Source organism: Lacunimicrobium album, from assembly GCF_052161635.1.
Lineage (GTDB): Bacteria > Planctomycetota > Planctomycetia > Planctomycetales > Planctomycetaceae > SXPC01.
This window is the reverse complement of sequence record NZ_CP197413.1, coordinates 1,891,338-1,916,878: the sequence shown is the minus strand read 5'-3', so window position 1 is coordinate 1,916,878 and position 25,541 is coordinate 1,891,338. Positions and strand designations below refer to the sequence as shown.

Here is a 25,541-nt window from a genome sequence, read left to right as displayed (position 1 = left end):
GCCCCAACCCGGACTAGCCGCTTCGGCACGCAAGAATCACGACGATCGGAGCAGATCAAAAAACGATTCATCTCGATCCACTTCGTCTCTCGCATCTTATCTGTGTCGATCTGTGTTCATCCGTGGTTCAAAGACTTCTCCTTCGTGTCCTTCGAGCCTTCGTGGTGAATCTCTGCGACCTCTGCACCCCTCCGCGTGCTCTGCGTTCCAGTCTTTCCCGGATTCAATTTCAGTCACTGATCGGGCTTTTCAGGGGCTAGGAGTTCCATCCCCCCTACCGCACCTGCTCCAGAATCGACGGATCCTGAATCTTCTTATCCTCCGCCAGCAGGATCACTTTGCTGAGAACCTCCGCCGTCTTCGGATCGCTGTCCGCAAATGGCAGGAACAACCTCCCCCAGTGCTGAGCATGCACCGCCACGATATACAGCATCTTCCCAGGCATCTTAAACGCATTGGCACTTCCCAGGTGAACGTTGTAATCCCCAAACTTCCCGCTGATAAACGCATGATTCTGACGAATCTCCACATTCTTCAGCCCCATCAGTTCACACGTCTCCGCCAGCAGACTCGAACGCATCTCGATCGTCGACTGCGACGCCTCAGGATCCACACCCCCACGATGCGCCACGCTGACCACCAGGTCCAGATCTCGCATCACTTCGCTGAACACCTTAGGCGGCACCTCTCCCAACTGCAACGGCTGATTCCCGTCCCGCTTGGCAAACCGGACATTCTCCAGCGTCAACCCATCGATCTCAGCCGGCGTAAAAAATCCTTCCTGGAACTCCAGCCAGGTGATGATCCGCTCCTGGTGATGCACCTTGAACGCTCCCCCCTCGCTTCCAGACGTCACCCACCCACGCGTCCCCAGCAAGCTGAGCGCCTGACGCGGATTCACCTGATGCCCCGCATAACGCTTGGAAAAACTCTCCTTCTTATTCTCCGCAGCACTGACGACATACAACTCTCGAAACAGCTGCTTGAACGGCTGCACATTCTCCCGCTTGAAACAGTCCCGCTGCCACTCAGTCCAGGCACCTCCCTCCAGAAGATCAACCGCATGCGCAATCCGGAACTTCTCCGTCTTCTTGACGGGTTCCAGTTTACCATCAGCCCCCGACAGCGCCCGCCCCCCTTCCACCGGATACCCCATGATCCCTTCACCAATCAACACCACCCGCGACAGCAGTGGCCGCAGGATTGGATGCCCGAACAACTGCATCAACTCCTCTCCGGTGAACTGCTCCCCGCGACACATCATCTCTTCCAGTGACTTGCGAATCCGCGCCGCTTGACGCTTCAAAGTCGTCTTCCGTTCCGTGACAGCCAGAATCTGCTCGTTCTTCTTCAAGGCTGGCGGGATTGACTTTAGCAGCTTCCCTGCTTTCATCACCGTGATCTCCGACTCCCCCTGATCATCAACAGTCAACGTCACACTCACCTCCCCAGCGGTCACCGTCATCGTCCCATCCTTCAAATCCTTGAACTCCTCCAGCTCCATCGCCCACTCCAGTCGAATCGGATCGGGATACCCCGCCGTCCGAGCAAGATTCTCCAGCCCGATCCGCCCCGCCTTCTTCTCACTGGCCTGACGCTGAGACCCAAACTGCTTCGAAGTCCGAAGAAATTCCTGAATCGTCTGGTAACGAGACAAAATCTCCGCCTCCCGAACCTTCCCCTTCTTCGCCAGCGGCACCAACCCCAACGCACGAACCGCATCCTGATAACGCTTCTTGGTTACCCGTTCCGAAAGATCCTCCGCTTGCTGCTGCCCCAGCATCGCCTGCGCAAACAACTCCGCCCGCTTATGCCCCACTCCCGAACTGGCATACTTGGCCGAATCAAACAACTGCGACCATCGCTCTCCACTCAACTTCGCATGAACCTCATTGAACCACGCCACATCGACACCCCCGTCGGCCAGATCCTCCATCGACAGAGGGGTTCGCTTCTTGATCTCATTATCCCAAGTCTCTTTCAGGGCGTTGTCGTATCCCCATGAGTCATCTTTCGTATGGGCCCGCATCCACCACACAGCCTCTTCAAACCCGGGCCACCCGATCGCTTCCTCGATATGTCCTGCCCACTGCGGAGCAAAAAACGCAATATCAATCAGCTTCTCCACCTTCAACCCCGCCTTACTGTCGAGCCCCGCAATCCGCTTCGCAAAAACCTCAGGCGTCTCCTCAGGCAAAGGTGACGTCTGTTTGATGAAGTGACTGAAGACATACCCTTTACTCTCACTGTCAGCCCCCCACGCGTACCCACGTTGCAGTTTCTCCGCCGACAGCAGGGAGGCTACTCGGAGAAACAACTCCATATGCCCAACTTTTTTGATGATCGTCGCGACCGGAGTAGCAGCCGTCGGCGCCTGCCCCCGCGTCAATTCCACGTCGACCACACGCCCCTTCGCCCGCTCAATGAGCCCCGGAAGACGCGGGTCTGCTTTGAGCTCCTGCTCAACCTGCCCATTGAAAATCGCTCGCAGCAAAGCATACTCCGCGTGATGGCGATACCAACTCCGCTCGTTGGGATTCAGGCATTCTTCCGGAAGTGCAGGAGGCGTTGTCAACAGATAGTAAAACAGGTCATGTTCGTTGATCTCATGAAGACGAAATGCCAGGAGAATGAGCTTGGCAGCGACAGCCTTGGATCTGCACAAGTACCCCGGTCGTTCCTGCCAGCGAAAGAGTCGAAAGAGACGACATGCCTGCTCATCAGACAATGTTTCTTTAAACTCCCCATAACCAAGCGCGAACGCGCGAACCGGCTCCGCTTCCTCCCACGTCAATATCGGCGTCCCATTCTGTGGCGATTTCTTGTGCTTCTTGGACCATGCCGATGTCTTCAACGCCTCATCAATGATTTTCCGCAAAACTGCCAGCGTGTTTTCCATCACATCCAGCGAATAGTCCACCGCACCTTCCTGAACATAAGACTGGCCCAGCCATTCCAGAATGGTCTCCAGACGATCGAACTCACTGATTTTCTGCAAACGGTCAATCAACCCTAACACTTTCTTCCGATTCCCCTTCGCGCGTTCTTTCTCAATCTTTGAAAGCATCGGCGCGCGGTACTGACAACACGCCAGTGCCCTCATTAACTGCAGCCCATCTTGATCACGACACTTCGCCGGAAGAGTCTCATACCAACCCCGCCACACGGACTCCAAATGAATCCGCAGTCGCTTGGCTTCGGCAGAAACTCCCCCCGTCGGCAAATCACCCCCATCACCTCGATCCACCCAGGTGATCTGCCAGTCCTTCAGATTGCTGAACACCTCCTGTGTGACGCCGTTATATCCCGTGACCTCGACAATCGTCTTCGCCTGCTCGTCCATCACCTTCATCAACGACTCAAGCAAATTGACCGCGGCCTCGGTAATATACTCCACATTATTAAACTCCGGCGGAACAATCGGCGTCCGCTTGCCAGGATCAAACAACCCGAGCCCATCGGCCAGCGTCGGCACCTCCCGCTTCAAAGCCAGGATCACATCCACCTGCTGCTGGTCATCATCACCCAGCGGACTGTACTGCTCGACGAACTTCCTCGTCTCTTCCCGACACGACTCAACCAGCCGATTCTGCTCAACCGACTGTCTCATCAACTCCAGTCCTGACTGACGCATCTCCTGACTCTTCGCGCCAATCAGTCGAGACATCGACGACATCAATACCTTGTCGGATTGCTTGAGCAGTATCCCCATCACCCCCCGCCGCAAATCAGCAGACTTGCGCGACAACATCTCCTCAAGCTTCTCAGCCTCATCCGCAGTCATCGTGCATTTCTCAAGCCCTTTCAAAGCCGCATCCCGCGCATAGGAACTGCTATTCCCTACCAGCCGAAACATCGCATCCCGCGTCTGTGTATCCCATTTCTTCTGGCTCGCAAGCTTCCCAATCACCCTCCCCCGCGAATAACTCTCAAACAGATCGATATACGGGAGAAGCCGCGTCAACGGCCGATCCTCAATCACATTCGCCATCAGAAGCGCCGGCTCCTGCACCTTCAACGTGTGAACACGCCAAGGAAACACAATCGCCTGTTGCTTCGAATTCTTCGGATACTTCGCCAGCATCCCCTCGACTCGCTCAAACAATCCCTTCTTGTCAAACGCATTCAGTTCTGCAATCAGCCCAGGTTCATCTTCCCGATGATGAAACGGATGATAGCTGCTCCCGCCACTCACACTCAGTAGCGAGCAGATCGCCAGATCCGCCACCCGCAGATCCGGATCATCCACCAGCCGGGTCATCAACTGATACGCCCCTCCATGCTGCAATTGACTCACCAGCAGGAGCGCCGCATAACGCCGCTCCACATCCTTGTCCTTAAAGAACGTCTCCGCTTCTTTCATCGCCCCCTGCTCATCCCGAAACGCTGCCACCCACAGCGCAAAATACAAATCCTGAGCCGTCCCCTTGAGCCCCTTCTTTCTCGCTTTCTCATCCTCAAAGTAAGAAAGCACCCGCTCCAGATCCTTCTTGATCACCCCTGCAGACGCCGAATCCCACATCATCCCAAACCACACATCCGCAGCTCGCACAACCGCAGGAAACCGCACCAGATTCTCATCCAGAATCAGCCGCAACATCCGCACAAACGCCTCCGGATGCCCCTCGTCCACCCGCTCCAGAATCGTCTGCCTCAACCCCTCCGACCGCTGAGCCGCCAGCAGCATCTTCTCAATGAACTCCCAGCACGAAGGATCATTGCACTGCAACATTCCCTCGACAACATGCCGCCCCATCATCCCTTTTTCATGCTCACCAGAAGCAGACTCCATCAGAATCTGACGAACCTCGCTCCCCCGCTCTCCTCCCGCATTGATGATCGCCGCCAGAAACGTCCCCGAAGTCGATCCCCCATTGAGATACCCGCCCCACGTCGCAATAAACTTCGGATCGTGTGGATACTGCCCAAACACAGAAACAAACCGCGTCAACCATTCATTTCGAGCGAACTTCCTCAAGCCAGGATGACTCGTTCGAAATGGACGCCGCACATAACTCGTCTGATAAGCCCCCGAGTCCCTCAACCAGTACGCCGCCATCACCTCATCCCCCATCTCCGGGAACAAAGTCCTCACGACCTTCTCAACATCTTTCTCACTGCAATCCAGCAATTCACGGAACAGCGAACTGTACCGGTCGTCATACAGACCTGGATAACTCTTCTTCTCCTCCTTGCCCAACAACGTCCTCGCCGACTCCCTCAACCGAGCCGGCAGCTTCTCCACCTTGGTCAACCGCTTCTTGACCCAATCTTTATCGCGCAAAGTCTCTAGCTCTTTAACAGCCTGCTCATGACTCAACATGAATAACCCTCGCTCAAATTCTCATCAGTGGAAATTGTCTTGTGGAACGAACCTGAATCCCGCTCACGCCCCCGCCAGCATCACCAGCTTCACAAACGTCACTCGACTCCCCTCCCTCACAAACACCGCCTCATCAAGCGATCGATACGACGTCCCATCAATCACCACCAGGTAAATCCCATCCTCAAACGCCTGCCACGCCACCCCGATCGCCTCCTCCACGTCCACCTCCTGCTGCAGATCCCGCCCCCCCGAATCCACCTTCCCCTTCGCAATCCCCACCTCAATCTGCTCCTTCGACAACACCATCTCCAACCGTCGCTTCTCCTGCCGCTTCCGAAACGCCGCGACCTCCTCACACACAATCGCAGCAATCAGCCTCCGCAGCGAATAATCCCCATCGCCACTCTCTCCCCCACCCCCATCATCCACCGGCGGCAACGCAATCGACCACCCCTCAAACAGCGGCTTCTTCTTCCCCAGAACCTTCCCCTGTATCTCAATCGTCCCGACCATCACTCCCCTTCCACTTCGCAAACTCTATTCCCATACGTTCACATAACAACACTACAAAAACCCTTTCAACAGTGCAATCACTTTCCCCATACCCTCACCAATTCCTCGCCGAGTTCCCGCCATCGACATTCCCCACAACTCCCATTATAATCCCGCCTTATCGCGCACCCTCCACCGCTCGAGCGTGTCTTCCCTGTGTGCCTCCGTGCACCCCCGTGTCCTCTGTGGTGAATCTCTTCTCCCCATGTCTGATCACAACAAAAAAGTCTTCATCGAAACCGTCGGCTGCCAGATGAACGTCCTGGACAGCGAACTCGTCGTCGCCTCCCTGCGTCAGCAAGGCTACGAACTCACCAAAGACCCCAAAGAAGCCGACACCGTCCTCTTCAACACCTGCAGCGTCCGTGAACACGCCGAAGAGAAGATCTACTCCCAGCTCGGCCGCATGCGACAGATCCGCAAAAACCGCCCCAACCAGGTCATCGGCGTCCTCGGCTGCATGGCCCAGAAAGATCAGAAAAAAATCTTCCAGCGCGCCCCTCACGTCGACATCATCGTCGGCACCGGTCAGCTCGCCGAAGTCCCAAGAATGGTCGACGAAGCCCGTCAAACCCGACGTCACGCCATCGCCGTCTCCCTCGGCCGCAAAGACGGGAACCGACTCGAAGTCTCCACCAGCTTCCAAAGCTACGACCCCCTCCGCGACCCCGAAATGCGCCCATCGCCCTACCAGGCCTACGTCCGCATCATGATCGGCTGCGATAAGTTCTGCACCTACTGCGTCGTCCCCATGACCCGCGGCCCCGAGCAAAGCCGCTCACCCAGCATCATCGCTCAGGAAGTCGTCGCCCTCTCCCATCAGGGCGTCAAAGAAATCACCCTCCTGGGACAGACCGTCAACAGCTACAAAGTCGATGAAAACGGCAAACAACACCGCCTCTCCGACCTCCTCCACATGATCCACGACACCCCCGGCATCGAACGCATCAAGTTCGTCACCAGCTACCCCAAAGACATGACCCTCGACCTCCTCCAGGCCCTGCGCGATCTCCCCAAGTGCAGCCACTACCTCCACGTCCCCCTCCAGTCCGGCTGCAACGAAGTCCTCAAACGCATGAAGCGCGGCTACACCGTCGAAGACTACCGAGACATGATGGCCCGCATCCACGAAGTCCTCCCAGGCTGCTCCGTCTCCAGCGACTTCATCGTCGGCTTCTGCGGCGAAACCGAAGAGTCCTTCCAGCTCAGCATGGACTCCATCCGCGAACACCGCTTCAAAAACAGCTTCATCTTCAAATACTCCGAACGCCCCGGCACCAAGGCCATGAGCCTCATGCCCGACGACATCCCCGAAGAAACCAAACGCCGACGCAACAACGAAATGCTCGCCCTCCAAAACGAAATCAGCGAAGAAGACAACGCCAAAATGATCGGCCAGACCGTCGACATCCTCGTCGAAGGCCAAAGCAAATCCAACGCGAAACGCACCGACGAGCCAAACGAATCCGGCACCATCCAACTCATGGGCCGCTCCCGCTGCGACCGCATCACCGTCTTCGACGGCAACCCCAGACTCATCGGCTCCATGGCCAAAATCTCCATCTACGACGTCACCCCCACCACCCTCATGGGCATAATGGTCACCCAACACCTGCAACACACAAGCGAACCCCTCTTCCCCATCCTCTCTTAGGCGAGCGGGGGGTGTAAACCCCCTGTCCCCTGTGCTCCCAACCAACCCAGCCACCAAGAGTACGCCAAAGCCCAATTCTCCCCCTCCCCCTCCCTTCTCCTCGAAGGAGAAGGTGCCCAAAGGGCGGATGAGGTCCTCTGCGAATTTCACAACGCAAACATCCCCCCCTCACTGCTTCACCGCCCCCGACACAACCACCCCAACACCGCCCCCCACACCACGTGACTCACAATCATCTGCGCATTCCGCGACCCAGGCTCCCTCACCGCCGACGCTTTAAAATCCGCTGCCGGAAAAGCCACCGCATAATTGGCCGCCCACACACCTAACCCAAACACCACCCCGCTCGCCACCCGCTCAGCCACAGGCCGCGGCTGCGTCATCACCGCCCCATAAACCGCCCCCATCGCCGCCCCAAACCCGTAATGCGAAACCCACACCGCCCGCTCCTTCCCCACATCAGCCACCACCTCCTCCGCCCCCACCGACTCAGCCACATCCTCTACCACCTTCTCCGGAGCCAACCGCTCCCCCCGCTCCTCCGGCAACCACCGATGAATCAACACCATCACCCCCGTCATCGGCCCCGTCGCCACACCCCCCGCCAACGCCCCCATCATCACCCCACGCAATCGTTCCACAACACCACTCCCTAAAAAATCAGACTCTCCAAATAACCTCCAACCACCACAGCAACTCGCGTTCCTCGGTCCAAGCATTGGGTGCCACTGGCTGTGCCAGTGCTCTTCGATTAGCCATTGTTCTGGATAACAACAATTGATCCCAGCGAATGCACCGACAGCTGTCAAAATGAATTCAATTTCCGGATGTAGGTACCATTAAAGCTGCAGAACGCTGGCACAGGCAGTGGCATCCCGGCGGAGTAACTACCCCGTAGTCCCTCGTATCTGCTTATCTACATACCAGCCGACTACAACAAAATCTGAAAGAAACACGCCAAAAGCAACTTTCTTGGTCTGCGTGACTTATCTCGCTGTGCCGATGGCTGTTTCGTATAGAACAATTTGCATTGGTCGCACACGAACGATTTCAGGTAAACCTTTTAGCTTATCACCATTGGGAGCATTTGCAAATTGAGCAATCAGCGGCTCACCCTTCCCACCAATTGAATTGAAAACCTGTATAGATTTATTTGCTCCATGCGTAACTCCACTGATCTTCTTTAGGTACCGTTTAAACTCACCGTTAGTATCTTGAACCTCAACTACGACTGGCCTTTCAATGAGTTTATGTATGTCCAAAAGATTGATCTCTGGCCCGACGATAATGAACTGATTCGCAAGAACTAATGGCTCGGCACTTTCACCTTCGACATTTTGGGCAACTTCAAGCTTGAGTGAATCAATTTTGAACTCATTGTCAATCTGTGCTTCTCCCTTCGCTCTCAACAATGGCCTGGTGTCATCCCAAATAACGCCTATAATTGGCAATATATTTCCACTCTCGGGGGTAAGAACCTCTGCTGGCGCTCTCCTTCTCGGATCGACTGCCTCAGAGTGCAACACCACTTCCGATTGATGATTAAACTCAATGAGTCTTCTTGCGAAAACACGATCATCACGGAACGCAATCACGAGCGAATCGCTTTGGATTTTCCTACCGTCTAAAGCAACTATGACTCTTGAGTATCTTGGTGCTGACTGCCCAAGTGAGTCTGACAAGACCTGAAAAATGGCAATATCGCCGAGATCTATCCAATTAAACTCCTGATGAGTGTCCTCGACATCACGGACGAGAAGGGACGTAGTGGCTGCTGCCACCGACGTCCAGATTGGAATACTATTTGTCGGAAGCTGGTGCGATTGCAGAGGAGTGATCGCAGAGATTGACGATTTCGGTTTGAGTTGCGCGGATAGTTTGAACTTTGATGACTGGCAGTGATCCCACACCTGTTCGACACTCGAAATCAGACCCGTGATCTCTCCCATCAACGACTTAACTTTGTTGGCCGTTATTAAGGTGTGCCTTCCATGATGTGAATCATTCATTAGTTGATAGAGCAACGTACCTGGCGTGCAACCACTCTGCTGGAGCAAGTCAATCACTGGCTTGGAATCAAAAGGAGCTGTCCGACTGTTGTTGCGATGCCTAACGGCTGAAATGGCATCCATAAGGGTAGGCTTATCGCCGAGTGTGTGCGGACGGATATGCCTAAATAAGCCAATTAGGCGACGCTCGCAGTAAGTTCTGACTGAAGCGGCAAGCTGAACTGCATCATCGTCCGACTGGTTGACGGAGAAGTTCTTCATCTTCTTTTCGAGGTCCTCACGATAATCCAGCAGATGAATTACGGGATCACCTGGCCTCCAATCAATGTGCCATCTTTTTGCGTTGAATTGGGTCCATTCTATGTCGTGGAAGAATAGCATCTTATTTGTCGCAAGTACCACTTGGGCGCCAATAAATGAAATCTCCTTGATGGCTCTTGCAAACTCTATCTGATTCTCCTCATCAAAAAGCTCTTGAATGTCATCAAGTAAAATGGTGCAAAGTCCACCATTTACGGAATACTGATACTCCCAATACGCAAGCCAAAAAGCGACTAGAGCAGCTCGTAGATAAGAAGAATTTGTTACATGATGAGCTTGTGCAGTGGTGCCCAAGTGACGAGCATCAAGTGACAGCTTTCCTTCAGGCGACAAGCTCGCGTTTGCTATTTGAGGACGATCCCATCTCGCCGGTATGTAGATAAGACCAAGCCAGAACGCTTGACGATTTGCAAGTTTATCTAATAAACCTTGAACTTGATTGCCAACAAGATCTTTTACTGTGCCAAGATTCACTAACGCAGCTGACAACCGAGAAAGATCGTTGCGAAAAGCAGCTCTGGTGTCTTGTTCAACTAACAGTAATTTAATCTCGTCGATCTTTTTTATTATTAACGAGAACGGCTCTACAGAGCGAGCAATCGACTGCAATTGCTTTAATGTTTCCCGAACACTGTACTCGGCGTTAAAAATACTGTCTATGAAATCGTCGAACACAAAATCATTGTTGTTTGTTACGAAATCAATATAATACGAAATATTCGTGATTGTTGTTTGCAGAGGTTCGATAAAGTCAGACCATTGTTGGGGAAGATTAAGTTGCTTAGGCGATTCAGTTACTAAGTCTTTCTTCACATTATGCCAGCACTTGTTTATCTGTTCACGGATCGGGCTGAGTGCACCGTTAAGTGATTCCTGAATGGATAAATCTTTAATCAGTCCGTCTCCGCATTTGATAAGAGGATTGAGTGGACTGTCTGGATTGAGTTGCCTTGGTATAGTGGCACTTAGTTGTAGAAGAGCATCATTTGCCCATCGGACAGGGGGCTTGCTAAAAAACTGTCTATCCTCTGCAAAACACTCTTTTATGTGCACTTCAATTCTTTTGTCAGTTATGCTGTCGTTAAGATTACTTAAGTCGGTGCGGCATACAGGGCAACTCGTTGAAGGAGTCTGGCTACCATCTTTGAGCCATTCTGCAATTTTAGAATAAAGTTGAATTCTCCTGGCATGGTCAGGCTTTTCTTGTAGTTCAAGTAGAAATTCAGCTTCCGAGAGTATCGTTTCGATCGTATCTTCCGCTTGCTGAAGATCTTTTTTTCCAAGCGATAATAATTCTCGGAGACGAGTTGAATGCACAGAAGTCGAGAGTGTCGTTGTTTCGAGCAGATTTCCAGCGATTGCGATGTGATTGATTAATTTTGACTGGCTATCTAGGGAGGTCAATTCATCTGTAGTCCCCAAGACATCAACGACTTTGCTCAACATTGATCCACGTATTTGTGCAATCTTTTTAGCAAAAGCTTGTAACGTGGTATGCGAAACAGTCGTGTATAACGCGGATATATCTTTCTTGAGATCATCAGAATTCAATTGAATAACTTGATCTGCAAGTGCTTTAATCGCCAATTGAAGCTTTGCGTTAGATTCTGTTGCGTCAGTATCTACCGCTTTTAATCGAACTTTAATCTTTTGCAGGGTCTTGTCAGCATGTGTTGCGACATGTGATAGTGGCTGAATATTGACAAGGCTAGCTACAGATTCACCAAAACCGTTTTTCTCGTCAAGCCTAATATGTGGAAGCATGGCTGGCAGTTTTGTGCCAAGCTCCAATCCGGCCGGGCTGATCCCGAGAGTACTAAGATCTCCCTTGAAACTCTGAGACGTTTTGCCTTTCCGTAGGATAAGGGTACGGCGGAAGGGGCCATAGGCATTCCCGTTTTCGTCAATGATGTCAAGTTCCACCCAGGTTTCCACGGGAGTATTTGACGTCGTAAGCGTATTAACGATTTCGGAGCGTGGAATGGGTATGATTGGTGCTGTATAGATTGAAGAATCTTTATTTTCTTCGCCCACTGCAGGAACTAGATACTGTGAGTTATCCGTTTTATTATTTGGAAGACCCTGCGAAGTGTAGTACCATCCTGTAAGGCACCAACTTATTGCACTAAGCAGCGATGATTTACCACAGCCATTTCGCCCATAGATTAGTGCCGCATTAAACTCACTAGGTTGGAAGTTGACCTCGAATGGCTCAGGTGATGAGTCGATATCGCCAAACTCATGAAGTCCACCAAATCTGCTTGTACGAAGTGACTTTATTCTGTATCGTCGCGTTATTTTCGGAATAGCATGTGTCGAGTTCTGACCGCCTGGAAGTTCTAATTTCAATGCTGCGATGAGTTGATCAACATAATCAGCTTTATTGTCTTTCGACCAGAAGGTTAAGTCTCTTTTGAACCACTGTAATGCTAAGCGAGCGTCTTGGGTTAATGGCGTGTATACAACTCCATTGATGTCTTTTACCGGTTGCCCTGAAATTAGCTCGTCAAGCAACGAGGATAATGTGTGCGTTTCGATTGAGGTTGGAATATCCACATTATCCTCTGAAGTTTCGGTGACTCGGGACTGTACAAAGAAGATTAATGTACTGCAAATATTGATATACGCAAGGCTAGTGAAATGTCTGTCTGTAGATGTGATCCGAATAAGGGTGAGACGGCGTGCGTTACGTGTATTTAGTTATACAATTCGAAAAGCCTGCGAATCCTCGAGTCGCTTAATACCTGAATGCCCCTGCTTACAGACGTTTAGGCTAATTGAACTGCTTCTGCCGTAGCCCAGTATCTCGCTAAAGTCATCTCGACGTCACTGTCACCGTTCATCCCCCCCCTCCCCGACTTAATAAACTGACTGTCTGCTTTCTCCCCACCATTTTCCCCTTGAACCCCCATTTCCCAAACAGCAAACTAAACCCCACAAGAACAAAGCCCCCGAGAAGAAAGGCCCGTGCACACCCTCTTCTCCGGTGCCTCTGTTCCGGCCAATTACCAATTCCTAATTACCAATTACGATCTCCCCCCCGGAGTCCCCATGCCCGTGACTCTCCATATTCAAGCCCAACCTGCGCATCAAACCGCAAGGCGACGCTGGACACCGTAAGCATTCAGGATGAAAAGCAACGGAAGGCATGGAAGTACAAGCCGAACCGAGCCCGAGCAGCAAGAACGCCAGTCGGAGGCTCCAGTAGGCATCACCTTAACCAACTAACCTGCAAGCAGTCCAAACCAAGACGATGACTCCGGGGATTTTTTTTACACATGCAAGCAATCAACAACACCCTGACCAACAAACCCCCGCCGCCGGGGCACAAAAAAAGGCGACCCGAAGGCCGCCTTGATCACAATCGATTCTGAGTCATCATCAACTACTTGGCAGGCAACTCAATCGCCATCGCCTCAGTCGTTCCCTCAGCAACCACAACGCTCCAGGGATTCGATTCAGGCTTCTTCCAGTACTTGAACTGATAACGGTCTTCCGGTCCGCCCGGCGGCTTGTTTCGTTGAATCGCCGCTTTGACGGGATCAGAGCTCAGTTCCTTCACAGGACCGGGCCAGTAAAGGCGCACCTTGTAATCACCTTCGGGAGCCCCATCGCCAGTCTCATAGCTGGACAGACGATAGACGCCGTTCGAATCAGTGACACCACCCGGAAACAGTCCCGCAACCTTGGCGATGGAACCTTCCCCAGGAACAAGTTGAATCACCACCCCTTCAGCTGGCTTGCCATTACTCATGACCTTGCCAGAAATCGGAATGACTTCGACCCGCCCATCATCCTTACTACAGCCAGCAAAGACCGCGATCGTAAGAACAGACAGAACAGTTTCACGACATCGTCGGAGGAAAAGTTGATTCATAGTTTTAGAACTCCCCTACGACTTGTCCATCACTTTTCTGAACCAGACGACTGTAGACGTCGAAAGAGATGGAATCGCTCAGGAAGTGAACCGAGCCGTCCAGCATGACGAATTGAATGCCGCCAGAGTGGAAGCTGTAAGGGTTCTGGAAGTTGTTACAGTTCAGGAAGCACAGGCCTGGAGGGGCCGACGCAGTCGGATTGGCAATATCAGGAACAATAGAGTTGAACTGCAATGAGCCCGGACCAGCCCAGAATGACTTCAGCATGTTATACCCAGCCTGACGTCCTGCTGACTTCCCTTGAACCCAGTGTTCACCCTGTCCTGCACGTTCCACCATGAAAATCGTATTGCTCAAACCATCAGTCACATCACGAAGTTTTGGCCAGCCATAATCAACCACGCCGCCGAACATATTCTGATAGAAACTGCCGAATCCAAAGTATTCGTCCATCTCAATATTTCGAACGGAAAAGATGGTGGTATAGTCAGTGGTTGCAGCACTGTGTGGCTGACCATCGAAGATACCGAAAGCGCCGTTGTCACCGATATCAATGTTATAAACACGTTCCACCGGATTCGAAGGGCAGCCAAAAACGGCCAGCGGAATGCTGGAGATCGCACTCGGAGTTCCTGAAATCCCGGTCAATTGGTCGTACTGGTCAGCCGCTGCAGCTTGTTCCAGGAAAGGAAGAAGGGCGGCATGCGCACCTTTGTAACAGAAGATTGGCGGGCCAGACGGGCCAGGACTTCCCGATTGATACCAGCCAATTGGAAACGCATTGTAGGTCGACTCATAGTTGAGAGCAGCCAGCCCGATTTGCTTCAGGTTGTTCTTACAGCTGGAGCGTCGAGCCGCCTCGCGAGCCTGCTGGACGGCTGGAAGCAGAAGGGCAACGAGCGTCGCGATGATTGCAATGACCACCAACAATTCGATCAGCGTGAATCCCCGTCGTGAGGCGTCAAAATCTCTCTTCATAGCTCACAAATTCCATTCAGACTCAAAAACAACGCCAGCGCTGGCAGGAAAAAGTATCAATGTGCGGATGTTAACTCTATTTTCGCACGAAATTCGATAACAGCAAGACCTTTTAGTTGGCATTTGAGACAACATGTCATCGGTAAATGCGACATTGGGTAGCCTCGCAAAGCATTCCACCCCCAAAAGATGACCTGAATTGCCCTGAAAAAATGAATCTATGGCCAGTAATGTTATCAAGTAGAAATGTCACGTCCTTTGTTCGTCGATCTTATTGAACGCTCAATGTTATTCAACACAACTCATTCGGGTAGTGGCTTATCCTTGGTTTCCGGTGCGAAGGGGACAGCGAGCAGACCGATGAGAAAAACAGCACACATCGTAATCCCTGCAGGACGCATCGGCTCAGGAAAATCGCTGTAGACCTGGCTGGTCAACAGCCCTAACGCAAACGGTCCACCCGCCGCAACGAAGCGTCCGACGTTGTAGCAGAACGAGATCCCTGTGCTTCGCAGGCGCGTGGGGAACAACTCAGGGAAGTAAACCGCGTATCCGCCGAACAGGCTCAGCTGGCAGAAGCCCATTAGTGGGACCATCCAGAAGACCTCGGCGAAGGTATCCAACTGGGAGAAGGTGAGTATCGTCGAAGCAGCCGCCGCGACGAAACAGATGGCAAACGCGGGTTTGCGTCCCAGGCGTTGGCTCATGCCCGCAAAGGCGGAAATGCCGAAGAAGGCTCCGGCGTTGAACATCATCGACACGATCCCTTTCCACATCATGACTCGACCATCAATGGTCGTTGCGTCGAGCCCCTGGCCGCTCAGGCTTTTGCGGAGGACCGAATCATAGAGATCAAAAACGAAAAAGCCGATGCCCCAGAGGCCGACAATGCCCCCGAACGCCATCAGGATTCCGACGATTGAATTTCGTCGAAGTGTCGGCGTCGAGAAAAGTGCTCGATAGCTTCCAGCCTGCATTGCAGGCGTGACGCCGGAGCTGCGCTCCTCCTGACGGGCTTTCTCCCAGGAGTCGGGTTCCTTCAGTCGACGTCGGATGACAAGGACCAGGAGGGCGGGGAATGCACCGACGACAAACATCCAGCGCCAGGCGTCGCCAATCGCGCCGGTTTCTTCTAATCTTCCCAGGAAGATTCCCAGAATCGCAGCGAGGATATTGCCAAATGCGGATAACGACTGTAGAAATCCGAGCGCGAACGGCCTGGCCCGTTGCGGCATGACTTCCGCGACCAGCGCCACACCGACGGCGAATTCGCCACCAACGCCCAGGCCGGTGAGGAACCGGTAGGCCATGAAGTCCCAGATGGTGACGGAGAAGGCACTCAGGCCGGTGCAGAGTGAGTAAGCCAGGATCGTCCAGGCCATGACTTTCGCGCGTCCGTAAATGTCCCCGAGCTTGCCGAAGATCAAGCCTCCGCTTGCCCATCCGATCATGAAGACAGCGGTCGCGATACCGCCGTAGTAATTGCTGAATGCTTTCAAGGCCACGGGATCATCGGTGTATGCGAGGTCGCGCATCGCCGGGACACGAGCGATGTTGAACAGCTGCTGGTCCATTGTGTCAAACAACCAGCCCAGAGCAGCGACGATCAGGACAAACCAGTGTCCGCGATTGAGCTCGCGATACCATCGGTATCCTTTCGGAAGAGGATCGTTAGAGGAACTGGGTGTTGGTTCAATATAGTCCATGCTGTCTGATTCTCTCCTGTGAGGACCCCGAATGATCCCGAGCGAATACGGAAATAGTTCACTGGGCTTGGCTACAGGTTGAAGTCGATGACATTATCGCCTGAAGTGACATCAGCTGTCAGTCCCGATTTCTGCTCGCTGTTGTACTTGGCAGGGAGGAGTACCTGGCAGCAGTTGACCGGATCATTTTCTTTGCCGGGAAAGACTTTGATGGCATTGATCATGATCTTGTGGTGGCCGACGGCGACGCCTTTGCCGAACTTCTTGGTCGATGCCTCGTAGGTGCCATCGGGCTGGATTTCTGCGAAGGACATTGGCATGCCAGAGGTTTCCGGAACGAAGACGATCGTTCCGGTGGGGAGAGTCTGCCCTTTGAAAGTCACCTTGCCCGTGACGAAACCCATCTGCGGACCACGCTGACTGCAGCCAGTCAGCGTGAGAGAAATTGCCATGACCATAATGGAAGTTTTAACTCGCGATAGACCGATCATCTCAACCTCTTCCTGAAGAGTGTCTCGTGAAATCATAAGGAAGCTCGAAGAAAAGAGCACGACTTCAGGTTTCTAAAAAGCACTCGTTGTCTCGCCCTGGCTTTTGGTTGACAGAGATTTCAGGACGCCCAGATCCATTGACTCGGAAAGGAAGCGGACGCTTCCGTCGCAGATGACGAACATTGCTCCGCCGGGGTGTGTGCTTCCGAAGGGGGTTGTGTTGTAGTTGAATGTTCCGCTGTAGTTGACTGGATAGAGGAGCGTTTTGTGGTCGGCGGTCAGCCAGCCATTGCTGGTGTAGGAGTAGCTGCCGAGGGTCCACGGGAGGATCGTGAAGAAGCCTGTTGTCATTGCTGTCGGCCAGTTGGTCATGGTGGAGGATTCACCGAGCAGGATGGTATTGGATGTGCCATCGAGAATGTCCCGGAAGCCGACGTTGGAACGTGGATAGATCACTCCCGATTTGGAGTACTGCTGATTGATATCGCTGCTGGCGGTATCGAGTTCGACATCGTAGGAGCCGCTGTTGGCGCGGTAGTGCAGGTTGCCTTGCGTGCGGGCTGTTGAGGTGGATGCGTAAGTCGTCAGGTCGCCGATGGCAGATGAGGGGCAGAGGAACACGGGGACGGATTTGAAAAGTGGATTGCCTGTGTAGCTGGTTGTGTTGTAGGGGCACTGTGAGGAAAGAAAGTTGGGAGAGAGGGCATCGAGGCTGTCTGACCATGCCTGTTGTTCCAGGTAGGGGAACAAGCGAGGGACCCAACCGGTCGCGTAGCGGCAGGCGCTGGAGTTCTGCATGCCACCGCCGGGCATGAAGCGGTTGTTGACATCGTGATAGTTATGAAACGCCAGGCCGAGTTGCTTCAGGTTGTTGGAGCACTGGGATCTTCTGGCGGCTTCTCGAGCCTGTTGAACGGCTGGAAGAAGTAACGCGACAAGAGTGCCGATAATAGCAATTACGACCAGGAGTTCGATCAGAGTAAAGCCATGAACTCGTTTCATCAGTTGCCCTTAAAGAAATGACGGAAGGGGAGAATCGCGAAGAACGATTCCCTGCCCGGCGGACCAGGATGCGAAAGCAAAGCAATCTGTGAAGCTGTTCTTTGGGCGCAAAGGAACAGCTATTCGCAGAGTCATCACGGTGGCGAGTGACAGAGAGCGCAGAAGACATGACCACCGTGGTTCCCGATGATATCACCTGACATCATGGCGCGAAGAGCATTTCAATTGTGTCTATCGAAATTTGTGAAAATAGTTGTTTCACTCGAAAAACGACCTGAGTTATTGCCTTTAAGGAAGTCATTATTACAGGTTCGATGTTGACGAAAGTGTCTCTTGTGGGCAGAATGATGTCACGCGATATCAGGGTGTTCCTTTCTGTTGTCCGCTCTTTTTCAAGGCCGACCAGTTCCTATGAAGATTCATGTCCTCGATTCCCCACGTCAGCTTGGAAGTCTCGCCGCCCAGACCGGCGCCGATGTTATCAGGAATGCCATCCGCGATCAGGGCCTTGCGAGGATCATCGTTGCGACGGGCGCCTCACAATTCGAAACGCTTGCAGCGCTCGTCGAGCAGAGTGATATCGACTGGAGCAAAGTCACAGGCTTCCATCTGGATGAATACCTGGGAGTGAGCGGCGATCACCCGGCGTCATTCGTTCGCTACTTGCGAGAGCGGTTTGTGACGAAGGTTCCTTTGCGGGCATTTCATTATCTCGATGGGATGACGTCGAACGCTGAGCAGTCCTGCAAAGAGTTGGGCGAGATTCTGAACGAAGCGCCGATTGATGCGGCGTTTGTCGGGATCGGCGAGAACGGGCATCTGGCGTTCAATGATCCTCCTGCGGACTTCGAAACAGATCAGGCCTATCTCGTTGTCGACCTCGATGAAGCCTGTCGACGTCAGCAGGCCGGCGAGGGATGGTTTGAGACCATTGATGATGTGCCGCGACGTGCCATCAGTATGTCGTGCCGGCAGATCTTGCGTTCAAAGACAATTCTCTGCAGTGTGCCAGATCGAAGAAAAGCTGTCGCGGTGCGGGCGAGCATCGAAGGAGCAATCAGTCCGGATGTTCCTGCTTCGATTTTGCAGTCGCATGGCGATACTCATCTGTTTCTGGATCAGGCAGCAGCTTCCCTGCTGACCCGCGCACTCTCATCAACATAAAGATCACTTCGATGCCGAAAGCGAAATACATCGATCTCCAGATCAATGGGTATCAGGGGATCGATTTCAATCAGTCTGAGTTGACCGCAGAGTCGCTGCATGTTGCTTGTGTTGCGCTACGCCGTGACCGTGTCGAGTCAATCCTGGCGACGATTATCACGGATGATGTTTCTGTGATGTCATCGCGATTGGCGAGGATTGTGGAACTTCGGCAGAAGGACGGTCTGATTGAAAGTGTGATTGCCGGTTTTCATATCGAAGGGCCATTCATCAGCAGCGTGCCCGGATACATTGGAGCACATCCCGTTCAACATGCGCAAGCAGCCAGGTGGTCTGCGATGGAGCCGTTGTTGGACGCGGCGGGTGGTTTGACGAAGATGGTGACGATTGCTCCCGAGCAGGATCCGGGGGGAGCAGTCACTAAGCGGTTGGCTGACCTGGGAGTCCTTGTGGCGGCGGGGCATACGAATGCCAGTCTGGATCAACTGGATGCGTGCATCGATTCCGGCTTGTCGTTATTTACGCATTTGGGGAATGGTTGCCCTCGCCTGATGGACCGTCACGACAACATCATCCAGCGCGCACTCAGTCGTGCGGAGTTTCTGCATTTTGGCTTCATTGCTGATGGTGCCCATGTGCCGTTTTTTGCCCTCGCGAATTATCTGAAGCTTGTCGGAATTGACCGGGCGTTTGTGGTCTCGGATGCGATCGCGGCGGCAGGGTGCGGACCAGGACGTTATCAGCTGGGGGGGCGCGAGGTGACTGTCGGCAAAGACGGTGTACCTCGGGCCGAGGATGATTCGCATCTGGTCGGCTCTGCGACGCCGATGTTTCAGATGGCTGCCAACTTGCGTGACAATCTTGGGTTGAGCGGGCAGGAGATCGAGCAGCTGACGTGTTTGAATCCGCGTCAGCTATTAGCCGCTGCTGTCAGGAAATCTGGAGAAGAATCGTCGAGCGAAGACTCTGTGCTGGCGAGGTCGAATCCTGGTTGAGACAAGCGGATCAGGCCGATTCGCGGACGATGAGTTCGGGGGTGATGACACGAACTCGCCTCGAAGGAGACAATCGCCCTTCGATCAGTTCTTCGACGAGATCGAGTGCTTCCAGTGCATAGGCGGCGTGGCATTGATCGATCGTTGTCAGCGATGGTTCGATCACGTCGGCGATGTCGAGGTTGTCGTAGCCAGTGACGGCGACATCGTCCGGGACTTTCAAGTTGTGACGATGCAATCCCTGAATGATGCGAACGGCCCATTCGTCGTTCGAAGCGATGATGGCATCGACTTTTTGTTCGAGAACCAGCTTGCGGATGCAGTCATCCACGGTCTGGCGAGATGGCTTTTGCTGAAACTCCGGATTCACCCAGGTCATGGATGGGGAGCAGGGGAGCTTCCATTGCTGCAGGTTGACCTTCCAGGCGTCCTGACGGATCGTCATCAGCTGGTCGGAAGGTGACCATAGCTGGATGCCGATTCTCTTGCGTCCTTTCTCGGCCAGATGATCGATAAGCAGGCCGATTGCGGACGAGGTCTCGACTCGAATGCAGGGCTGGGTACTGAGAATGGGCATGGAGTGAAGGATGATGTTTTTACGTCCCTGGAAGACTTTCTTGAGTCCGGGGCGTATGTCCTGCATCACATCAAACAGGCAGAGGATGGCATCGATTCCATGGTCAGCGAAATCGTCCAGATAGGTGTTGATTTCATCGGGATTGTGATGCGCCTGTCCGATCATGAGGCGGTAGCCGCGGGAATGGGCTTCTGCCTCGATAGCAGCCAGGCGTGCTGAGAAGACTGCGACGTTGACGGTGTCGAGAAGGACGCCGATGGTTTTACTCGACATGCCGCGCAGTCGTTGGGCGGCACGGTTGGGGCGATAACCGAGTTCTTTGGCGATTTTGACAATCTTCTCGCGCGTCGCGTCGGAGACTCGAACGCTGTCTGCACCTGAGTTATTCAGAATGTGTCCAACAGCTGCGCGCGATACGCCCGCCTGTTCGGCGATATCCTGTAGCCTGACTTTTCGCTCGCCGTCGTCTGCCATGTGCTTTCGTTCTTGACGCTGGTTGACTGCGGGAGTTTTGACGGGAATGCCGTGTTTTCTCGCGCGAGTCTGACAGGTGCAAGAGTACTCAAGCGGGGGGAGTTGTACCAGTGGCATTCGAGCTCGTGAGTCGAAGTTTTAAACCTCCTCGGGCACAATGTAAGGAGCGCGGTATTCGCGAGTCAGGAGTTGATTGGCCTGGGGACTGGTGGGGAATCGTTCGTTGACGGGATCGATGATGAGGGTCTGGCCAAGGTGAGCCATTGTCTGGTCTGCATTGATGTGATTGGCGGTCAGGTGGTCGGTCAAACGGGTGACGGCATCGGCGAGCAATGGTTGTGACTGCACCCTGCCCTGCAGATCGTTGACGGCGACCGATTGGCCGAGCTTGTGGGAGATGTTCCCGAGGTGACACAGGGCGCTCGATAGATGTCCTGTGCGGATGCCGCAGTTGAGATCGGAGGAGTTCCGAGAGCGGACCGCCTTGATGAAATTCTCCCGGTGGAGCTGACGACCACTGTCTGCTCCCTTGTCGCCTGTGACTTCGCGAATGGTGTTGCCTTTTGCATCGATCACGCGACCGGTGTCGAAGCCGACGTAGGTGGCCTCTTCGCCTTCGATGACGATTCCGTTATCGATCCCCATGTATTTGCAGTTCTCTGCTTTTCCTGATGCAGAAGGGAGATTGCGAATCTCGAAGGTGATAGGGGCTGTTGCGTAATCGTACTTGAGGATATGGGTGTTGGGGGTCTGTCCATTGTCGTCCCAGCCAAATCGACCGCCGATACTGGTGACGGCGGTGGGGAACTCATCTGCCCCGATGGCCCATCTGCACAGATCGAGCATATGGGGTCCATTGTTGCCAAGCTCTGCGTTGCCGTAGTCCCAGAACCAGTGCCAATCATAATGATACTTGGCGCGTTCCAGTTTTGTCGGTGCGGGACCACACCAGAGGTCGTGGTTGATTGTTGGTGGTGGGGTCGGTGTGACGGTCGGTTTGCCAATCGACGTGCGACGGGACATGTAGAACCCTTTCACGCGATTCACTTTGCCGAGTGCCTGGCCTTGCTGGACTTCCTTGAAGAACTCTCCCAGGTGAGCGAAGCTTCGACGTTGAATTCCGATCTGCACGATTCGCTGGTACTTGTCGGCTGCTTTTTGCATCTGGCCTGCTTCCCAGATGGTTTGTGAACATGGCTTCTCGGTATAGACGTCCTTGCCTGCTTGCGCGGCCCAGACTGTTCCCAGGGCATGCCAATGATTGGGGACTGCGAGGACGACGGCGTCGACGTTATCGTCATCATAGACGTGACGCAGGTCGGCGTATGTTTTCAGGGGCTGTCCGAACTTCTTGGAGAAGTCCTCGGCGCGTTTGCCCAGGATCGCGCTATCGACATCGCAGGCACCGACGACGCGGACTCCGGGAATCGATGGGAAGCCTTCCAGATGAGTTCGTCCTATGCCGTTGACTCCAATGACAACGACTCGAAGTTCTTCATTGGCCATGGTGGCGCGCAGGTTTGATCCCATGGAAACAAACGCAGTGGCGGCTGTTGCGGCCAGATATTGACGTCGTGTTAGCTTTGGCATGGTGGAAAAGTCCTGGTCATGGAAAGACGCTGAAATTACTGACTGACAGTGACTGAGAAGGCTGGCAGAGCGACGGACTTGCCCTGGTGATCACGGCTTTGATCGGCTGCCTGCATGAACGCGAGGATCTCCAGCGTCTGCTCAGCAGAGACGGGGGGCGTGCGAGTTTGGAAGAACGTCACGATCTCGTGGACCAACTGATCGTATCCTGGTTTGATGGCCACCTGCTGGATGCCTTTTGATCCGAACAGGATTGCACCGTAGCCGAGGGATCCATCGCGAATTCCTCGGAAAGTGCCGACGCGGCCGTCCTTCCAGTTGCCAGTCACGACATCGGCGCCATCGACTTTTGTCCGTTGAACGCTGACGCATCCGGGGCCCATGAGCGTGAATAGGGTTTCGATGCCGTGAATGCCGTACCAGTATAAGTCTGGATGGGTCGGGTCTGTTTTACAGGGGCTGTAGGAAATGCAGCCGACGAGGTTGCCGACTGGATTCTCGCGGGTGGCTTTGACGACTTCCGGGCAGAAGCGAAGAGTCGAGCTGGAGAAGATCGGGGTGTGATGCTTTTCAGCGAGGCGGTAGATTTCGAGGGCGTCGTCCAGCGAGGCGGCCAGGGGTTTATCGATGAAGAGTGGGATGCCGGCTTCGAGGACTGGTCTGGCCTGACTTAAGTGGATGCGTCCATCGACGCTGTTGATGATGACGGCGTTGACCTTGGGTAGAAGGGCTTCGATGGAAGGCATGATTTCGACGTCCAGGGATTTGACATTAGCCGTCAGTTGTTCGATGCGTGAGGTGCTGGCTTGGAGGTCTGGGCTTCCCCCTGGAAATGCGGCGACAACGCGAACGTTGCCATGGGCCTGTGTGAATTCTGGAGAATTGATTGTCTTGGTGAAGGCGACGGCGTGGGAGCTGTCCAGTCCGATGAGTCCGATTCGCAAGGCATCATCGGCGGCGCAGAAGCGAGAGATGCAAACGAGCACGGTGAATGCCAGGCTGAAGGTATGGTGTCTCATGATGGGCTCCGTCGGAGGCGTGGAGGCGGGCTGGTGGAGTCAAGGCGAGTCAATGATATAACGTGATATCATTGTTGTAAAGATGTTTTGTGGAAACAATTCGCGACAACTGCCGGGCTCAACGGTTCTTCGGATCGATACCGCATTTGGTGCGGTTCGCAGAGCCTCACCAGCACCCTACGAAGAATGAGACGTGGGCGGGTTGCAAGACCTTAGTGAATCGATAGATAATCGTCGCCTTTGCAAATTTACTGCATGGAAGCTGAAGAAGTATGAGCAGTCAGACGTATCTGGTTGGGCCGAATCCGAAGACGGTTCGGGGGGCTGATGGTCAAGTTGTGAATGTGCCGGTGGGCTGGGAGTTGCTGCCGCCGGGGGATGCGGCGTTGACTCGACGGGTGAAAGCTGCGGGGGATCATTGGGTCGTCGCGGAAAAGAAGGGGCGGAAGATTTTTTCGAGGGGGCTTTGGGCTGCTGCGGCGACCATTGAACGCATTCGAGCTGATCTTGAGGTCGAGCGAGCGACGGAGGGGTTTGCCAAGAAGAAGGTGGCTGATGCGAGACGGCGTGAGAAAGCTCAGGCGGAGTACGTTGAGGACTTTCTGGGGGCAGTGGTGGCGTTCCTGAATTTTCATGAGGCATACGCTGATCTGGCTGATCGGCTGGCGAAAGCGGTCACCGATCATGCGACGCCGGTTGGTAGCGGGACGGTCGCGAGAACGAAACGCATCCCGGTCGAGCAGCGGGCGGAAGCGGCTGTGATCGCCTGGATGCGGCACCAGACGACGGGTTATGATTCGCTCGCGATTCCCAGGGTGAAGGGGAAGCGACGCGAGGTCAGGCGGATGCTGGCCCGTCGATCCCATGAACTTCTGGAGCAATATCGTCGGGGGCAAGCTGCTCCGGATGGGTGTCCGTTGCGGAGAGCTTTGGATAGCAAGGTGAGCCCGACGTGCTGATGATGTCTAACTTCGTGTGATGATTGAGTGATGGTTTTCAATACAGACTATGGAGACGAGGGTGGCCAAGGGAAGAAGGAACTTGTTCTCTTTCGGTACTCGTCGTAGTCCGGGCGTCGCTTGGTGATGGTTGATTCCAGGAGGGTAACACCGGAGACCCGCATCAGCAGGATGGACATCAGGATCGGGCTGGCGATCGTCCAGGCTGCGCCGGCTGATATTGAGATGAGATAGATGCCCCACCAGATGCAGAAGTCGCCGAAGTAGTTGGGGTGTCTTGTGTAGCGCCATAAGCCGCGGTCCATGACCTTGCCTTCGTTGGTTGGATTGGCTTTGAACCGCGATAATTGCCAGTCGCCGACGGATTCGAAGAAGAGGCCTGTTCCCCACAAAAGGACGCCGATGAGATCGATCATGTTCCATGGTGCGTGGACGGATCGGAGGTTTGCTATTTCGACAGGCATGGCGATGAACCATAGCAGAACGCCTTGCAGGACGAAGACCATCCAGAAGCTGATCCACCAGAAGTTTGATCCATGGTGGGTTCGCATCTCGGCGTAGCGGTGATCTTCTTTTTTGCCCGCGTTTCGCCAGAGCAAGTAGATGGAGAGTCGCAGGCCCCAGATCGTCACCAGAATGCAAAGCAGGATTGCTCTGGGGGATGTTGTGGAGTTGAGTGCAAAGGAAGTCCAGGCCATGATGACGAACCCGGTTCCCCAGAACGGGTCGGCGATGCTGACGTCTTTTCGCCACAAACTGATCAGCCAGAGCACAACCATGCAGGCCAGGCTGAGTAACAGGCACAGACCAAGGGACTGCCAGAGGTGGCTCATGATGTCGGGCTTC

Annotated in this window: 17 protein-coding genes; 4 read left to right on the top strand and 13 right to left on the bottom strand. The window is 53.9% G+C overall.

The genetic code is table 11. The features are described 5' to 3' along the window. Positions 1-274: 274 nt before the first annotated feature. Both SH248x_RS07615 and SH248x_RS07610 read right to left on the bottom strand, forming a co-directional pair. A complete protein-coding gene (locus SH248x_RS07615) occupies positions 275-5,323 on the bottom strand; it encodes a DUF4132 domain-containing protein (RefSeq protein WP_459557931.1) in 5,049 nt (1,682 codons plus the stop codon). Positions 5,324-5,386: 63 nt separating this feature from the next. Next, positions 5,387-5,839 (bottom strand): hypothetical protein, encoded by a 453-nt coding sequence (locus SH248x_RS07610; RefSeq protein WP_459557930.1) that lies wholly within the window; start codon positions 5,837-5,839, stop codon positions 5,387-5,389. A 244-nt stretch (positions 5,840-6,083) separates the two neighbouring features. Here SH248x_RS07610 and miaB point away from each other — a divergent pair, with 244 nt between their 5' ends. Beyond that, positions 6,084-7,532: a MiaB/RimO family radical SAM methylthiotransferase gene (gene miaB, locus SH248x_RS07605; protein WP_459557929.1), complete on the top strand. Its 1,449-nt coding sequence runs from the start codon at positions 6,084-6,086 to the stop codon at positions 7,530-7,532. 176 nt (positions 7,533-7,708) lie between these two features. On the opposite strand, the gene SH248x_RS07600 is transcribed toward miaB, so the two are convergent. The 7 genes from SH248x_RS07600 to SH248x_RS07570 form a co-directional block, all read right to left on the bottom strand. Beyond that, a complete protein-coding gene (locus tag SH248x_RS07600) occupies positions 7,709-8,251 on the bottom strand; it encodes a DUF1440 domain-containing protein (protein ID WP_459557928.1) in 543 nt (180 codons plus the stop codon). Between the two features lie 267 nt (positions 8,252-8,518). Then, positions 8,519-12,418, bottom strand: coding sequence for an AAA family ATPase (locus tag SH248x_RS07595; protein ID WP_459557927.1), 3,900 nt, complete (start codon positions 12,416-12,418; stop codon positions 8,519-8,521). Between the two features lie 829 nt (positions 12,419-13,247). Next, a complete protein-coding gene (locus SH248x_RS07590) occupies positions 13,248-13,739 on the bottom strand; it encodes a carboxypeptidase-like regulatory domain-containing protein (protein WP_459557926.1) in 492 nt (163 codons plus the stop codon). 4 nt (positions 13,740-13,743) lie between these two features. Continuing rightward, entirely contained in the window at positions 13,744-14,718 is a 975-nt protein-coding gene (locus tag SH248x_RS07585; RefSeq protein WP_459557925.1) for a DUF1559 family PulG-like putative transporter, read from the bottom strand. 302 nt (positions 14,719-15,020) lie between these two features. After that, entirely contained in the window at positions 15,021-16,424 is a 1,404-nt protein-coding gene (locus tag SH248x_RS07580; RefSeq protein ID WP_459557924.1) for an MFS transporter, read from the bottom strand. Positions 16,425-16,495: 71 nt separating this feature from the next. Continuing rightward, positions 16,496-16,876, bottom strand: coding sequence for a hypothetical protein (locus SH248x_RS07575; protein ID WP_459557923.1), 381 nt, complete (start codon positions 16,874-16,876; stop codon positions 16,496-16,498). A gap of 111 nt (positions 16,877-16,987) precedes the next feature. Next, positions 16,988-17,917: a DUF1559 family PulG-like putative transporter gene (locus tag SH248x_RS07570; RefSeq protein ID WP_459557922.1), complete on the bottom strand. Its 930-nt coding sequence runs from the start codon at positions 17,915-17,917 to the stop codon at positions 16,988-16,990. Positions 17,918-18,328: 411 nt separating this feature from the next. On the opposite strand from SH248x_RS07570, the gene SH248x_RS07565 reads away from it, so the two are divergent. Both SH248x_RS07565 and SH248x_RS07560 read left to right on the top strand, forming a co-directional pair. Then, entirely contained in the window at positions 18,329-19,081 is a 753-nt protein-coding gene (locus tag SH248x_RS07565) for a glucosamine-6-phosphate deaminase (protein ID WP_459557921.1), read from the top strand. Between the two features lie 11 nt (positions 19,082-19,092). Next, entirely contained in the window at positions 19,093-20,076 is a 984-nt protein-coding gene (locus SH248x_RS07560; protein WP_459557920.1) for an N-acetylglucosamine-6-phosphate deacetylase, read from the top strand. A 10-nt stretch (positions 20,077-20,086) separates the two neighbouring features. On the opposite strand, the gene SH248x_RS07555 is transcribed toward SH248x_RS07560, so the two are convergent. The 3 genes from SH248x_RS07555 to SH248x_RS07545 are packed head-to-tail and all read right to left on the bottom strand — an operon-like array spanning position 20,087 to position 23,736. Then, complete coding sequence (locus tag SH248x_RS07555; RefSeq protein WP_459557919.1) at positions 20,087-21,244, bottom strand: LacI family DNA-binding transcriptional regulator; 1,158 nt, start codon at positions 21,242-21,244, stop codon at positions 20,087-20,089. A gap of 21 nt (positions 21,245-21,265) precedes the next feature. Beyond that, positions 21,266-22,717, bottom strand: coding sequence for a Gfo/Idh/MocA family protein (locus tag SH248x_RS07550; protein ID WP_459557918.1), 1,452 nt, complete (start codon positions 22,715-22,717; stop codon positions 21,266-21,268). Between the two features lie 35 nt (positions 22,718-22,752). Beyond that, a complete protein-coding gene (locus SH248x_RS07545) occupies positions 22,753-23,736 on the bottom strand; it encodes a Gfo/Idh/MocA family protein (protein ID WP_459557917.1) in 984 nt (327 codons plus the stop codon). 272 nt (positions 23,737-24,008) lie between these two features. On the opposite strand from SH248x_RS07545, the gene SH248x_RS07540 reads away from it, so the two are divergent. Next, positions 24,009-24,695, top strand: coding sequence for a DUF2293 domain-containing protein (locus SH248x_RS07540; RefSeq protein WP_459557916.1), 687 nt, complete (start codon positions 24,009-24,011; stop codon positions 24,693-24,695). A gap of 47 nt (positions 24,696-24,742) precedes the next feature. On the opposite strand, the gene SH248x_RS07535 is transcribed toward SH248x_RS07540, so the two are convergent. Next, on the bottom strand, positions 24,743-25,528 hold the full coding sequence (locus SH248x_RS07535) for a DUF1295 domain-containing protein (protein ID WP_459557915.1): 786 nt from the start codon (positions 25,526-25,528) through the stop codon (positions 24,743-24,745). Positions 25,529-25,541: the final 13 nt, after the last annotated feature.

What these genes read in the sequence shown, in the direction of transcription:
- SH248x_RS07535 (WP_459557915.1), bottom strand. Translation starts at nt 25,528, where the DNA reads ATGAGCCACCTCTGGCAGTCCCTTGGTCTGTGCCTGTTACTCAGCCTG.
- SH248x_RS07610 (WP_459557930.1), bottom strand. Translation starts at nt 5,839, where the DNA reads ATGGTCGGGACGATTGAGATACAGGGGAAGGTTCTGGGGAAGAAGAAG.
- miaB (WP_459557929.1), top strand. Translation starts at nt 6,084, where the DNA reads ATGTCTGATCACAACAAAAAAGTCTTCATCGAAACCGTCGGCTGCCAG.
- SH248x_RS07600 (WP_459557928.1), bottom strand. Translation starts at nt 8,251, where the DNA reads ATGCTTGGACCGAGGAACGCGAGTTGCTGTGGTGGTTGGAGGTTATTT.
- SH248x_RS07555 (WP_459557919.1), bottom strand. Translation starts at nt 21,244, where the DNA reads ATGCCACTGGTACAACTCCCCCCGCTTGAGTACTCTTGCACCTGTCAG.
- SH248x_RS07580 (WP_459557924.1), bottom strand. Translation starts at nt 16,424, where the DNA reads ATGGACTATATTGAACCAACACCCAGTTCCTCTAACGATCCTCTTCCG.
- SH248x_RS07550 (WP_459557918.1), bottom strand. Translation starts at nt 22,717, where the DNA reads ATGCCAAAGCTAACACGACGTCAATATCTGGCCGCAACAGCCGCCACT.
- SH248x_RS07575 (WP_459557923.1), bottom strand. Translation starts at nt 16,876, where the DNA reads ATGGCAATTTCTCTCACGCTGACTGGCTGCAGTCAGCGTGGTCCGCAG.
- SH248x_RS07590 (WP_459557926.1), bottom strand. Translation starts at nt 13,739, where the DNA reads ATGAATCAACTTTTCCTCCGACGATGTCGTGAAACTGTTCTGTCTGTT.
- SH248x_RS07585 (WP_459557925.1), bottom strand. Translation starts at nt 14,718, where the DNA reads ATGAAGAGAGATTTTGACGCCTCACGACGGGGATTCACGCTGATCGAA.
- SH248x_RS07545 (WP_459557917.1), bottom strand. Translation starts at nt 23,736, where the DNA reads ATGAGACACCATACCTTCAGCCTGGCATTCACCGTGCTCGTTTGCATC.
- SH248x_RS07570 (WP_459557922.1), bottom strand. Translation starts at nt 17,917, where the DNA reads ATGAAACGAGTTCATGGCTTTACTCTGATCGAACTCCTGGTCGTAATT.
- SH248x_RS07615 (WP_459557931.1), bottom strand. Translation starts at nt 5,323, where the DNA reads ATGTTGAGTCATGAGCAGGCTGTTAAAGAGCTAGAGACTTTGCGCGAT.
- SH248x_RS07540 (WP_459557916.1), top strand. Translation starts at nt 24,009, where the DNA reads ATGAGCAGTCAGACGTATCTGGTTGGGCCGAATCCGAAGACGGTTCGG.
- SH248x_RS07565 (WP_459557921.1), top strand. Translation starts at nt 18,329, where the DNA reads ATGAAGATTCATGTCCTCGATTCCCCACGTCAGCTTGGAAGTCTCGCC.
- SH248x_RS07560 (WP_459557920.1), top strand. Translation starts at nt 19,093, where the DNA reads ATGCCGAAAGCGAAATACATCGATCTCCAGATCAATGGGTATCAGGGG.